This is a genomic window from Agromyces cerinus subsp. cerinus, assembly GCF_900142065.1.
GTDB lineage: Bacteria > Actinomycetota > Actinomycetes > Actinomycetales > Microbacteriaceae > Agromyces > Agromyces cerinus.
This window is the reverse complement of the sequence record NZ_FSRJ01000001.1, coordinates 478,835-492,053: the sequence shown is the minus strand read 5'-3', so window position 1 is coordinate 492,053 and position 13,219 is coordinate 478,835. Positions and strand designations below refer to the sequence as shown.

Here is a 13,219-nt window from a genome sequence, read left to right as displayed (position 1 = left end):
CCACCGGGCGGCGAGGAGGCTCGGAATGACACTCGACATTCGACCGGTTGCGGTTCCGGAACGACTCGGCACGCCCGAGGCCGTGGAGTTCGAGGCGTACGTCGAGGCCACAGCGGTGGCCGACGAGTCGGTCTGGGGCCACCGTCGCTTCTCATACGACGCACCCGAACTGCTGCCCGAGTTCCTCGACGGTCGGTACACCGGCCGACGTGCCTTCGCCGCCTGGGACGGAGGTCGCTGCGTCGGCCGCGCCGATGTGACCTGGGAGCGAAGCGACGGCGCCCGCGCCGCCGAGATCACGGTCGGCGTCGCCGTCGACCAACGCCGACGCGGCATCGGCAGTGAACTGCTGCGCCATGCCGAAACTCACGCGCGGTCGATCGGACGCGAGGTGCTCGTGGGCCGCTCGGATGTGCCCGTCGCCGGCCTCGACCTCCCCGGCGCCCGTCTCGAGGCACCCGACGGCACCCGATCGATCCCGGCGGCCGATCCCGGGGCCGCATTCGCGACCCGCCACGGCTATCGCCTCGGTCAACTCGAACGCATGAGCGGGCTCACCGTGACGGGCAGGGCGGCGGAGTTCCGGTCGATGCTCGCCGATCACCTCACCGCGCGCGACGCGGTCGCCGCCGACTACCGGCTCGTCGGCTGGATCGACCGGGCCCCGGAGGAACTGCTCGACTCCCTCGCCGTGGCCCACGCCTCGATGTCGACGGACACGCCCGCCGGCGGCATCTCCTACGACGAGGAGGCGTGGGACGCCGATCGAGTGCGGTCCGAGGAGACCCTCGCACTCGCGGGCGGCCGCACGACGCTCGCGCAGGCCGCCATCGCTCCCGACGGTGCGGTCGCCGGGTTCACGGAGCTCTCGCTGCCCGCCGACTCGATGGCCGTGTTCCAGTGGGACACCATCGTGCTCGGCCCTCACCGGGGCCACCGCCTCGGCATGCTGCTGAAACTCGGCAACCTCGTGCGACTCGGTGAGACCGCGCCCGAGCGTACCGACGTCTACACGTGGAACGCCGACGAGAACGACCACATGCTCGCCATCAACATCGCGCTCGGCTTCACGCTCCGCGGGATGAGCGCGGAGTGGCAGCACGACTGACCGGAGTCACGCCGTACCGCGCCACGATCGTCTGCACGGCTTCGTCGACCACGTTGCGCGTCTCGTGCTCGCTGAGCGACCAACCGCCATGGATGAGGCGGGGCCAGAAGACGACGGTGGAGATCATGCCGAGGAACTGCGCTGCCGCGGCATCCGGATCGTCGATGCGCGCCGATCCGGCGGCGTCCTCGGCTCGGAGGTAGCGCCCCAGCGCCGCGAACACGGGCAGTGTGCCGAAGTCGAAGGTGCGTTCCCGCAACTCGGGGAACCGTTGCGACTCGCCGATCAGGGTGCGAATCAACTGCTCCATGCGGGGGCGGTTCAGCAGCTCCACGTATGCGGAGCCCAAGGCGGTCAGACCCGCGCCGAGATCGCCGGTCGGCGGGTCGACGACGGCTCCGGCCGGCGCACCGCCGGCCTCGAGGACCATCGCCTCGAAGAGCTCGGCTTTCGTCGGGAACTGCTTGAACAGCGTCGCCTTGGAGACCCCCGCGTGCTCGGCCACGCGCGTGAGCGAGGTGCGGTCGTATCCGTGCTCGAGGAACAGGGCGGTGGCCGCGTCGACGATTGCCGCACGGTTCGTGGCGGCGATCCGGCGGTGATACGCAGAGAGTTCGCGGGGCATGCATCCAGTATGCCAGAGAGGTGAGTCGCTTGACTCATGACTCGGTGGTTGCTACTTTGCCAGTGGTGAGCCACGTGACTCACCTCAAGCAAAGGAGCTGAAATGGGCAAGCTCATCTATTCGATGATCACCTCGCTCGACGGGTACGCCAAGGCGGCCGAGGGCGACCTCGGCAACGGAGCCGAAGACGAAGACGTGCACACGTTCATCGGCGACGCCTTCCGCAACGTCGGCACCTTCCTCTACGGCAGGCGCATGTACGAGACGATGGTCTTCTGGGAGACCGTCGACGCCCAGACCGACGTGCCGCCGTACATCGTGCAGTACGCCGACGGATGGAAGGCGGCGGAGAAGATCGTCTACTCCACGACGCTGGAGACGGTGTCGAGCGCGAAGACCAGAATCGAGCGCACATTCGACCCCGATGCGATCCGCAGACTGAAGGCGGAGTCCGACCACGACCTCAGCGTCGACGGGCCGAATCTCGCTGCCCAGGCGATCGCGGCCGGACTCGTGGACGAATACCACCTCTTCGTCACCTCGAGCGTGGTCGGCGGCGGTACCCGGTTCTTCCCCGACGGCGTGCGTCTGGATCTCGAGCTGTTCGCGCAGCGAGCCTTCGACAACGGACTGATCTATGCGGGCTACCGCGCCCGTTGACCTTCGGGATACGCGGCGGCCCGCACCGCATCACCGCAACCGCTGGCACCTGGGGCAGAAGTGCGAGCCTCGGTTCATGAACTGCTCGCGCACCATCGGCGTGCCGCAGCGCGGGCAGGGCTTGCCCGCGCGCCCGTAGGCGTTCAGCGAGTGCTCGAAGTACCCGGATGCCCCGTTGACGTTGACGTACTGGGCGTCGAAGCTCGTACCGCCCTCGGCGAGCGCCTTGCCGAGCACCTCGCGCACGGCGCCGAGGAGTTCGCGCGCCTTGCGGCTCGAGAGCGACGACGCGGGCTGCTCGCCGTGCAGCCGCACGGCCCACAGGGACTCGTCGGCGTAGATGTTGCCGATGCCGCTGACGACGCCCTGGTCGAGCAGCACGCGCTTGATCGCCGTGCCGCGCTTCGCGAGTGCTGCGAAGAACGCGCGCTCGGAGAACGCCGGGTCGAGGGGATCCCGCGCGATGTGGGCGACCTGCGCGGGCACCTGCCGCGCCCACTCCCCCGTGACGCCGTCGGAGAAGCCGCCGATCTCGCCGTCGGCCGTCGGCACGAGGCGGTCGATCGCGAGGGAACCGAAGATGCGCTGATCGACGAAGTCGACCCGCAGCTCACCGTGCTCGGGATGTTCGAGGTGCACTCGCACACGAGCGTGCGCGTCGTCACCGGGATGGTCGGGCGTGCGAAGCAGCATCTGCCCACTCATGCCGAGATGCCCGACGATCGCGCGGCCGTCGCGCCGCTCGTCGCCCGAGATCGGCAACCAGAGGAACTTGCCGCGACGCACGGCCGCCTCGATGCGGGCACCCGTCAGCAGGGTCTCGAATTCACCGGATGCCGCGTCGTGCCGCTTCAGCGACCGAGGCTCGAGCACCTCGACCGCCGAGACCATGGCACCGGTGACGGCCGGCGCGAGCCCGGCCCGCACCACCTCGACCTCGGGCAGCTCAGGCACGTCAGGCTGGGTTCAGCAGGGTCCAGGCCTCGAGCGCGGCGGCCATCTCGGCCTGCTTCTTGCTCGACCCCTCGCCCGACGCCTCGACGAGGTCGCCGACGGTCACCGTGGCGACGAAGTGCTTGTTGTGGTCGGGTCCGCTCTCGGCGACCGTGTAGGCCGGTGCCGTGGCTCCACGACGAGCTGCGATCTCCTGCAGGCTCGTCTTCGGGTCCATGGCCGCGCCGAAGCGCGCCGGATCCTTCATGAGCGGCGCGACGAGGCGCAGCACGAGCTCGGTGGCGGTGTCGCCACCGGCGTCGAGGTACACCGCGCCGATGATCGCCTCGACCGTGTCGGCGAGGATCGACGGCTTGTCGGCGCCGCCGGTCATGGTCTCACCACGCCCGAGCCGGATGAACCGGCCGACGCCGATGGTGCGACCGACCTCTGCCAGCGCGACACTCGAGACGAGGCTCGCCCGCCGCTTCGCGAGCTCCCCCTCGTCGAGATCGGGGTGGTCGCGGAACAGCTTGACCGTCACGGCCTGCCCGAGGATCGAATCGCCCAGGAACTCCAAGCGCTCGTTGGTCGGGATGCCGCCGTTCTCGTACGCGAATGACCGGTGCGTGAGCGCGAGCTGGAGCAGGGCGGGATCGATCGAGATCTGCAGGCGTTGCTGCAGCTCCTCGAGCGCGTGATCCACTGCCCCGTTGAGCTCCGTTCGCGTCACGACCGGTCGTTCGGGTATCTGGGGCCGACTAGACGTCGGCGACCTTGCGGCCCTTGTACTCGAGGAAGAGCGGGGTGCCCGCCGAGTCCTCGACGACCTTGGCGCGGTGAGGAAGGCTGTAGGTGACCTTGCCGTTCTCGACCGTCTTGACCAGGGTGGGGACCTCGGCCTTCCACTGCGCGCGGCGCATGTGGGTTCGGGCGCGTGACTTCTTCCGCTTCGGAACAGCCATGACTATCTCTCTTCTCTCTGCTGGTCGGCGCCGGATGCGTCATCCGGGCCGCTGTCTTCGGAAGCCTGGAACCCTGCGAGCGCGGACCATCGTGGATCGCTGTGCTCAGGGGTGACGAGTTCCGGATGATCGGCCAGTCGGAGCCCGGTCTCGAGGTCGAGTCCCGGGCAATCCGGTCGGCACACCGGCTGGAACGGCAGTGCCAGCACTACCGCATCTCGGATGAGTGGTTCAAGATCCACGTGGTCGTCTTGAACCTCATACTCGATGGCTTCCCCAGAATGATACCCGAAGAGTTCTTGGAACTCGACTTCGACGGGCAGCGCGATGTCGATGAGGCATCGGCCGCACTCTCCCTCGGCCACCGCGTCGACCTCTGCGGTGACGAGGATGCCCTCGTGCACCGACTCGAGACGGACGTCGATGTCGAGCTCGGATCCGGCGCGCACGGCGACGAGTCCCTCGCCCATCTGGTCGCCGGCGGCGACGACGAACGGGTGCTCGCGCATCTCGCCGGGACGGTTGACGAGGTCGCGGACGTTCACACGGAACGGGGAATACTTGATGGCCACGATCGACGAGTCTACGCGCCGAGGGATGGGCGTTCGCCGAGCGCCCGGCGTGCGGCGTCGATGAGCGATCGCGGGGCGAACAGGGCCCGCGCGCGCACCGCCGGTGCGGCATCGGCGAGCAGGGCCGCACGCACGGTCGCGAGATCATCGAACAGGGCGGATGCCGCCGCCGTCGATGCGGCGTCGGGACCGTACCGTTCGCGTTCGACGGCGTCGCGGAGTTCGAACAGGGCGGCCCTCGCCTCAGCACCTCCGAATGCCTCGCGCTCGGCGACCGAGGCGGCGAAGGCCCGGGCGGTCTCGGCGTCGTCGCCGCCGGCCCCGAGATCGCGAGCCGTCGCGATCACCTCGTCCCACGCGGCATCCGCTGGCCGTTCGCCCTTGATGATGCGGCGGCGGCGGGTCCAGCGCTGCCCGAGGCGCAGCAGCGCCGGGAGGAGGAGCACGAGCAGCACGACGAGTGCCACCGGCACGCCGCGCTGCCACCACGCGTTCGCCGTCGCACCACCGCCGGCCTGCCCGGCGAGCCCGCGATCGGGGTCGAGTTCGGGCCGTCCGCTCGCCCCCGGGGTGACGGGCGCCGTGCTCGGCGCCGCGGCTCCGGTGCCGTCACCCGCACCCGGTCGCGAGTAGCCGGGCACGGTGCCGCGCCCGGGCGTCGGCTCGAACGGCACCCACCCGACTCCCTCGAAGTAGAGCTCGGGCCACGAGTGCAGGTCGTGCGAATCGACTTCGATGCGCTGCACGCCGTCGACGCGCTCCTGCGTCGGCGCTCCCTGCGTGTAGCCGAGCGAGATGCGCGAGGGGATGCCGATCTCGCGCGCGAGCACCGCCATCGTCGAGGCGAAGTGCACGCAGTACCCCGACTTGGTCTCGAGGAACTTCGCGATCACGTCGAAGCCGCCGCCGTCGTAGCCGTCTGCGACCGGTGACTCGGTCGAATAGTCGAACTGGGAGGAGCGGAGGAAGGACTGGATCGCCACCGCCGCGTCATAGCGGGAGGTGGTGCCCGCGGTCACCGCCGCCGCCGTGTCGGCGATGATCGCCGGCATCTCCTCGGGCAGTGCGAGGTTGCGCTCGAGCTCTGCGGGCACTTCGGTGCTCGCCTCGCGCAGCTGCGCGACCGTGGGATCCACCTCGAGGCGAGTGGCAACGTATCGCTGCCCGGCGGTGTTCGTGTCGACGCTGCGCACCGAGAGCGACCCCTCGTCCCAGAACCAGGAGCCGTTGAGGCCCTCGATGCGCGAGGTGGGATACGGCACGGGGAGCCACGTCGTGCGCACTTCGTCGACGACCACCTCGATGGCGTGTTCCGAGGTCTCGACCTCGTCGGAGAGGCCCTCGGGCCGCGGCATCGCATCGACCGTGTTGTCGCCGTCGACCGCAGCGTCGCTGGCGCCCCACACCTCCCCCTCGAACTCGTCGAGCGTGAGCAGGGTGAAGTACGGGCGGTCGGCGTTGCGTGCGAAGTAGTGGAACGCCGGACTCGCCTCGGGGCGCCGCAGGTCGCGCCCCAGGTCGATGAAGGGGCTGACGCCGCGACCGAACAGCGTGCCCTGGCTCGGCGACCCGAGCAGCAGGCTCGAGGAGATGCTCGGCGTCGACGCGGCCAGGATCGACGCGGTGAGGAGGCCGACCGCGGCGAGGCCGAGCGACGCGCCGAGCGTCGAGACGATGGGCACCCGGTTGGGCGGCACGACCGTCGCGGCATCGTCGCCTTCGGCGCCGGCGGCGAGGCGCGCCCGCCGCCGCACCCGCACGTCGACCCTGAGCAGCAGCAGATACGCCGCGGCGGTGAGCACGAGGGCCGGGGCCTCGGCGCCGGCCTCGATGATGAAGCCCGGCACGACGACGGGCACGAGCGCCGGCACCGCGGCGAGCGCGGGCACCCTGAGAGTCTGCACGAGCACGTCGACGACGAAGGCGAGCAGCCCGATGCCGAGCGCGAGGGCGAACAGGAGCGGCGGCACGGGGATCGCGGGCACCGACTGCTGCTCGATCGTGCGCTGGGCGCCCGACATGAGCTCGCCGAAGGCCTCGAAGGTGCCCTGAATCGGGATGACGAGCGCGATGCTCGTCCCGCCACCGAACACGAGGGTGAGGAGGGCGAGGAGCACCACGAGTTCGAGCACGGGCACGAGGGAGGCCGGGGTGCGCAGCGCACGGAGGCCCGCGCCGGCGAACAGCACGCCGCCCGCGACGAACGCGCACAGCCACCACCACCCGCTGCCCGCGATGAGCGGGCCGAGCGCCATCGCGGCGGTGGCGAGCAGCAGAAAGGACGCTGCGGTCAGGGCGAGCCGCTGGACGCGGGAGAGGGGAACCGGATCAGGGCGCATCGCTCACTCCCGGTTCGACCGGGCCGCGACGCGCCGCGGTGTTGCGCGGTGTCGCGGGCTGCACGCGGGTGGTGCCCGACCACGCCGCTGCGATCTCCGCAGCCCGGCGCACGCGTACGACACGCCAGTCGGCCTTCTCGAGCAGGTCGACGATGCCGGGTGCCACAGCCTCGGTCGCGAAGGCCACGGCGGGTTCGATGCTCGATCGCAACGCCACGAGCGAGCGGGCGTCGTGTTCGTCGGGGTCGACGAGCACGGCGAACCCCGGCATGCGGGCATCACGGCCGCGCGAGCCGGCGCCGTGCTCCCGCGCGCTCGGCGCGGTGCGCGCCGAGGCGGAACCATTGGGTCCGTCGAGACGGGCGAGGTCTTCGAGCATCAGCCGATCGCCGCCGGGCATGCGGTAGCCGGCACCCGACTCGCCGGAGGCGAGTCCTCGCTCGGGGTCATCGAGGCGATCGCAGCGCACCCGATACCCGTGCTCGAGCAGGTGCATGCCGATCGACGCCGCGACCTCGACGCCCAGTTCGAAGCCGAAGTGCGGCCCCTCGTCGCCGTCACGACGACGTCCGGGCTGCTTCGCACGCCCCGCGAGCGTCGTGTCGAGGATGATTCGCGCCTCGGGGTCGCCGCGCTGCTCCTCTTCGCGCACCATGAGCTCGCCGCGCCGGGCGGTCGCCGCCCAGTTCACCCGTCGCAACGGGTCGCCGTAGCGGTACTCGCGTGCGATGAGCTCGTCGGAGTTCGGATGGGTGCGCAGTTGCAGGCCGTTGAGCACGCCGTCGACGCTCGCCGCCGAGCCGAGCGCGGTGTCGAGCGGCGTCACCCGCGGCGTGACCAGGACCTCGTGGGCGACCCCGATGTCGCGATCGACCCGGGCGAGGCCGAACGGATCGGCGACGCCGACCCGCAGCGGGCCGATCGGATACACACCGCGGCGAGGGGTGCGCAGTCGGTACTCGACGCGCACCGTGTCGTCTCCTGAGGGCAGCATCGACTCGTAGGGCCCCATCGCGGGCAGGATCGCCTCGGGCGCGGCCGTGAGCGTCGACGGCACTCGGTCTCGCCAGTGCGCCCCGTCGAAGGTTCGACGCGAGCGGTTCTTGATGACGAGCGCCACCCGAGTGGACGTGCCGGCCTCGACGACCGGCGGAGCGAACCTGCGGGTGACCCCGAGGCTCGGCTTGCGCAGTCCGACGAAGAGGGCGGCCACAGCCGGCATGGCGATGCCGACGAAGGCGAGCACGAGCACGTCGCGCGAGTCGAACCAGAGCGACACCGCGAGCAGCAGCACCCCCACGATGACGAGCGTGGCACCCCGGCGAGTGAGCCGCGGCCAGGTCGCGATTCGGGTCGAGCGGGGGCGCCACATGTCAGGTCCTTCGCGCGCTGCCGACCGGAACCGGCGTCTCCCCCACGATTCGGCGCACGATGGCGTCGATGAGCGGCCCGCTGTCGCGGTCGTGCGCCCCGACTGCGCGGCTCGTCGGCACGAGACGGTGCGCCAGCACCGGCACGGCGAGCGCGTCGACGTCGTCGGGCAGCACGAAGTCGCGGCCGTGCATGGCCGCGTGCGCCTTCGCTGCACGGATGAGCTGCAGCGTGGCTCGAGGACTCGCACCGAGTCGCAGCTGCCGGTCTTCACGCGTGGCTCGCGCGAGGTCGACGGCGTACTCCTTGACGGGCTGCGACGTGAACACGTGCTGCACCGCCTCGATCATGCCGCGGAGCTCGTCGAGGTCGACGACCGGCTGCAGCGTGTCGAGCGGGCTCGACGTCTCGCGGGTCGCGAGCATCGCGAGCTCGTCGGACGACGAGGGGTAGCCCATGGAGATGCGGGCCATGAACCGGTCGCGCTGCGCCTCGGGCAGCGGGTACGTGCCCTCCATCTCGACCGGGTTCTGCGTCGCGATGACGGTGAACGGGGGCTCGAGCCGATAGGTCGTGCCGTCGGCGGTGACCTGACGCTCCTCCATGCACTCGAGCAGGGCCGACTGGGTCTTCGGGCTCGCGCGGTTGATCTCGTCGCCGATCACGATGTTCGCGAACACCGGCCCGTGCTTGAACTCGAACCGCCGGCTCGCCTGGTCGAACACCGAGACGCCGGTGACGTCGCTCGGCAGCAGATCGGGCGTGAACTGGATGCGGCTGACGGTCGCGTCGACCGAGCGGGCGAGGGTCTTGGCGAGCATCGTCTTGCCCACGCCCGGCACGTCTTCGATGAGGAGATGGCCTTCGGCGAGCAGCACCGTGAGCGCGCTCGTGACGGCCTCGCGCTTGCCGGCGATCACGGCCTCGACGTTCTGCACGATGGCAGCCGCTCGCGCACCGACCTCGTCGATGCCCATCTTCGCCGCGACCGCCGTCGTCTCGGTCATGGCGTCATCGCCGCCTGGAGGTATTCGGCCACCGCCGGCGGCACGTACGGAGCGACGTCGCCGCCGAGCGCGGACACCTGGCGCACGAGCGAACTCGACACGTGCGCGTTCGCCGGGTCGGGCAGGAGGAACACCGTCTCGACCCCCGCGAGGTGGCGGTTGACGATCGCCATGGGCGTCTCGTAGGCGACGTCGAGCTGCGACCGCACGCCCTTCACGAGCACGGAGGCGCCGACGTCGGTGCAGTAGTCGACGAGCAGTCCCATGCTCCACGAGGCCACGACGATGCGCCCCTGGATGCCGGCTTCGGCGATCGACCGCTCGATGAGCGAGACCCGCTGCGCGATCGGCAGCAGCGCCGACTTGTCGGGGTTGTGCACGACGACGACGTGCAGCTCGTCGTAGAGCCCGGCGGCCCGTTCGATGACATCGAGATGGCCGCGCGTGACGGGGTCGAACGATCCTGGGACGACGGCGATCCGCTGCATACGCACCAGCGTACTGCCCGTTCCGCCCTGCGCGAGGGGCTGTGGAGAGTCTCAGCCCTTGCTCAGGTATCCGCTGGTCTCCTCGTCGAGGCGGCGACGCACCGCAGCAGCGAGCGCCGGGTGCGCAGCGAGTCCGCCACCGCGCTCGAGCACCTCGTGAGCCATCTCGCGCGCCTCGGCGATGAGGTCGCCGTCGCGCACGACCTTCAGAAGCTTGAGCGACGAACGCCCGCCCGACTGCACGGCGCCGAGCACGTCTCCCTCCTGCCGCAGCTCGAGGTCGGCCTGGGCGAGCTCGAAGCCGTCGAGCGTCGCGGCGACCGCCTCGACGCGCTGCAGGGCGAGCGAGCCGGGCACGGCCGACGTCACGAGCAGGCAGAGGCCCGGCACGGAGCCTCGGCCGACCCGGCCTCGCAACTGGTGCAGCTGCGAGACGCCGAATCGGTCGGCATCGACGACGACCATGGCGCTCGCGTTCGGAACGTCGACGCCGACCTCGATGACCGTGGTCGCGACGAGCACGTCGATCTCGCCCGCGGAGAAGGCGCGCATCGCCGCGTCCTTCTCGTCGGCCGACATGCGACCGTGCAGGGGCGCGATGCGCGTCTCGGCGAAGCGGGGGTGGGCGCGCAGCTCCGCGAGCACGGCGACGACGGATGCCACGGGGGCCGCGGCATCCGCTCGGCCGTCGCCGTCGCTTGACGCGACCTCGCTCGGGCCGGCGGGCCCCTCGTCTTCGACGACCTTCGCCTCGATGGCGGGACAGACGACGAACGCCTGCCGCCCGAGCGCGAGTTCTTCGGCGAGCCGCTCCCAGATGCGCGGGCGCCAGGTCGGCCGGATCGCGAGCGGCACGACCTGGGAGGTGATGCCGGCGCGCCCGGCGGGCAGCTCGCGGATGGTCGACACGTCGAGGTCGCCGAACACCGTCATCGCGACGGTGCGCGGGATCGGCGTGGCCGTCAGCACGAGCACGTGCGGGGGGCTCTGCCCCTTCAGGCGCAGGGCTTCGCGCTGCTCGACGCCGAACCGGTGCTGCTCGTCGACGACGACGAGACCGAGATCGGCGAACGAGACGTTGTCGCCGAGCAGCGCGTGCGTGCCGACGACGATGCGGGACTGGCCCGCTGCAGCGCGCAGCAGGGCCTTCTTGCGCTCGGCGAGCGGCAGTTGGCCCGTGAGCAGGGTCGGCATGAGCTCGGCCGCGAGATCGGGACCGAGCATCTTCGCGATCGATCGCAGGTGCTGGCCGGCGAGCACCTCGGTCGGCGCGAGGAGCGCCGACTGACCGCCCGAGTCGGCGACGGCGAGCATCGCGCGGAGCGCCACGACGGTCTTGCCGGAACCCACTTCGCCCTGCACGAGCCGGTTCATCGGCACGGGCTCGCCGAGATCGTGCGCGATCTCGCCGCCGACCTCGAGCTGGTCGCCGGTGAGCGTGAACGGCAGCGCCGCGTCGAACCGCTCGAGCAGGCCGCCGGGAACCGGCTGTCGGGCGGCGGTCGTGTGCGTGCGCAGCTCGGCGCGGCGCTCGAGCAGCGCCGTCTGCAGCACGAAGGCCTCGGTGAAGCGCAGCGTGCCGCGCGCGCGCTTCCAGTCGCCGTCGCGCTCGGGGCGGTGCACGAGTTCGAGCGCCTCACGATGCGCCAGGAGCGACTTCGCGGCGCGCACCGCGGCGGGCAGCGGATCGTCGAGCGGGGCGAGTCCGTCGAGCACGAGCTCGATCGCCTTCGCGATCTGCCAGCTCGCGAGCGTGCTCGTCGCGGGGTAGATCGGGATCGGCGCCTCGGCCCAGCGCTTGGCCGCCGCATCGCCCGCCTCGAGCGGCGTGGCGTCGTCGAACAGCTCGTAGTCGGGGTGCGCGAGCTGGCGCTGCCCCTTGTAGTCGCTCACCTTGCCGGCGAAGATTCCACGGCGGCCGGGCCGGAGATCCGCCGCCCGCCAGCGCTGGTTGAAGAACGTGAGGGTCAGCACGCCCGTGCCATCGGTGATCTTCGCCTCGACGATCGAGCCGCGGCGAGCGCGCATGGACCGCTCGCCGACCTCGATCACCTCGGCGATGATCGTGATGTTCTCGTCGAGCGGCAAGGTCGCGAGCGCGGTGAGCTCCCCCCGCATCGCGTAGCGCCGCGGGTAGTGCGCGAGCAGGTCGCCGACGGTGCGATGCCCGAATCCGCGCTCGAACGCCTGCGCCGTACGGCCGCCGAGGGCGCCCGACAGTCGTGAGTCGAGGGTGAACGAACCGGGCGCGATCTCGGCGCCGGTCGTCGCGTCGCGCCCCTCGGTGTCGCGCCCAACGGTCATGGCTCGATCGTAGGCTCCGCCTCCGTCAGCGCGGCGAGCTCCGCCTGCACGTACGGATCGTCGGGGCGCGCTTCGGCGAGTTCGCGCTGCAACGCGAGCGCCTCATCGGTGCGGCCGAGGGTGCGCAGGCACCGGGCGACCGACCAGCGGGCGACATGGCGCTGTTCGGCGGTGCCGTAGCGGTCGGCGGCGTCGACGGCCTGCTCGAAGTGGGTGAGGGCGCCCGCGGCCCGGTCGCCGTCGTGCATCGTCCAGCCGAGGTTGTTGTGCAGGGCCACGCCCCAGCGCAGCACGCGGGCGTCGCGCACCCCGTCGAGCACGTCGAACCCTTCGGCCGCCCACTCCTCCTCGTGCCCGGCGTCGTTCAAGGCGAGCATGTGCAGCGCGTCGAGCACGAGGAACGATGATCCGGCGAGCGCGGCCTCGCGCACGCCGCGGGTGAGCTCGGGAACCGCGTCGGCGGGACGGCCTGCGGATGCCGCGAGCCGGCCCCGCTCGATCGCCACACGAGCCCGGAGCTCTGCGGCGTCCTTTCCGCCATCGGCGGCGGGAACGCCCGCCGCAACGCTCTCGAGCGCGGCGAGCGCCTCGTCGGGGCGGCCCTGGATGCCGACGGCCCGCGCGAGCTGCGTCGCCATCACGGCACGCAGGTGCGCGGAGTTGCCGTCGTCGTCTGCGGCCTCCCGGAACCGCTCCTCACTGGCCGCGGGGTTCCCGAAATCCCAGAGTCGGTCGATCATCTGCTGTTCGGCGCCGCGGTGTCGGGACGGTTCGGCGGGCACCTGGTCGGTCGAGTCATCCACCCTCCCATCATGGCAGCGCCCGGAGGTCGCCCGTTATGCTCGCC

The 13,219-nt window shown here is 71.2% G+C and carries 13 protein-coding genes; 2 read left to right on the top strand and 11 right to left on the bottom strand.

Annotation, left to right across the window (positions count from 1 at the left end; translation table 11 throughout):
• Window positions 1-25 precede the first annotated feature (25 nt).
• Window positions 26-1,108, top strand: a complete 1,083-nt coding sequence (locus tag BUR99_RS02125) for a GNAT family N-acetyltransferase (protein ID WP_074258711.1) — start codon at window positions 26-28, stop codon at window positions 1,106-1,108.
• Here BUR99_RS02125 and BUR99_RS02120 read toward each other — a convergent pair.
• The gene (locus BUR99_RS02120; protein WP_074258710.1) at window positions 1,068-1,733 is read right to left on the bottom strand and encodes a TetR/AcrR family transcriptional regulator; all 666 of its coding nucleotides are present in this window, start codon (window positions 1,731-1,733) and stop codon (window positions 1,068-1,070) included. The genes BUR99_RS02125 and BUR99_RS02120 overlap by 41 nt on opposite strands.
• Window positions 1,734-1,835: 102 nt before the next feature.
• Here BUR99_RS02120 and BUR99_RS02115 point away from each other — a divergent pair, with 102 nt between their 5' ends.
• Window positions 1,836-2,393, top strand: coding sequence for a dihydrofolate reductase family protein (locus tag BUR99_RS02115; RefSeq protein WP_074258709.1), 558 nt, complete (start codon window positions 1,836-1,838; stop codon window positions 2,391-2,393).
• 30 nt (window positions 2,394-2,423) lie between these two features.
• On the opposite strand, the gene mutM is transcribed toward BUR99_RS02115, so the two are convergent.
• The 10 genes from mutM to BUR99_RS02065 form a co-directional block, all read right to left on the bottom strand.
• On the bottom strand, window positions 2,424-3,347 hold the full coding sequence (gene mutM, locus BUR99_RS02110; protein ID WP_074258708.1) for a bifunctional DNA-formamidopyrimidine glycosylase/DNA-(apurinic or apyrimidinic site) lyase: 924 nt from the start codon (window positions 3,345-3,347) through the stop codon (window positions 2,424-2,426).
• Window position 3,348: 1 nt separating this feature from the next.
• The gene (rnc, locus tag BUR99_RS02105; RefSeq protein WP_143231492.1) at window positions 3,349-4,032 is read right to left on the bottom strand and encodes a ribonuclease III; all 684 of its coding nucleotides are present in this window, start codon (window positions 4,030-4,032) and stop codon (window positions 3,349-3,351) included.
• Window positions 4,033-4,087: 55 nt separating this feature from the next.
• The gene (rpmF, locus tag BUR99_RS02100) at window positions 4,088-4,291 is read right to left on the bottom strand and encodes a 50S ribosomal protein L32 (protein ID WP_022891802.1); all 204 of its coding nucleotides are present in this window, start codon (window positions 4,289-4,291) and stop codon (window positions 4,088-4,090) included.
• Between the two features lie 2 nt (window positions 4,292-4,293).
• On the bottom strand, window positions 4,294-4,800 hold the full coding sequence (locus BUR99_RS02095) for a YceD family protein (RefSeq protein ID WP_084183656.1): 507 nt from the start codon (window positions 4,798-4,800) through the stop codon (window positions 4,294-4,296).
• Window positions 4,801-4,874: 74 nt separating this feature from the next.
• Entirely contained in the window at window positions 4,875-7,202 is a 2,328-nt protein-coding gene (locus tag BUR99_RS02090) for a transglutaminase TgpA family protein (protein WP_074258705.1), read from the bottom strand.
• The gene (locus BUR99_RS02085; protein ID WP_074258704.1) at window positions 7,192-8,574 is read right to left on the bottom strand and encodes a DUF58 domain-containing protein; all 1,383 of its coding nucleotides are present in this window, start codon (window positions 8,572-8,574) and stop codon (window positions 7,192-7,194) included. Before BUR99_RS02085 ends, BUR99_RS02090 begins: the two co-directional genes overlap by 11 nt.
• 1 nt (window position 8,575) lies before the next feature.
• Window positions 8,576-9,580 (bottom strand): AAA family ATPase, encoded by a 1,005-nt coding sequence (locus BUR99_RS02080; RefSeq protein ID WP_074258703.1) that lies wholly within the window; start codon window positions 9,578-9,580, stop codon window positions 8,576-8,578.
• Window positions 9,577-10,068, bottom strand: coding sequence for a pantetheine-phosphate adenylyltransferase (gene coaD / locus BUR99_RS02075; RefSeq protein ID WP_074258702.1), 492 nt, complete (start codon window positions 10,066-10,068; stop codon window positions 9,577-9,579). Before coaD ends, BUR99_RS02080 begins: the two co-directional genes overlap by 4 nt.
• A 51-nt stretch (window positions 10,069-10,119) precedes the next feature.
• Window positions 10,120-12,372 carry an ATP-dependent DNA helicase RecG gene (locus tag BUR99_RS02070; protein WP_084183532.1) on the bottom strand — a complete coding sequence of 751 codons (2,253 nt, stop codon included), beginning with the start codon at window positions 12,370-12,372 and terminating at the stop codon, window positions 10,120-10,122.
• The gene (locus tag BUR99_RS02065; RefSeq protein WP_074258701.1) at window positions 12,369-13,175 is read right to left on the bottom strand and encodes a tetratricopeptide repeat protein; all 807 of its coding nucleotides are present in this window, start codon (window positions 13,173-13,175) and stop codon (window positions 12,369-12,371) included. Before BUR99_RS02065 ends, BUR99_RS02070 begins: the two co-directional genes overlap by 4 nt.
• Window positions 13,176-13,219 lie beyond the last annotated feature (44 nt).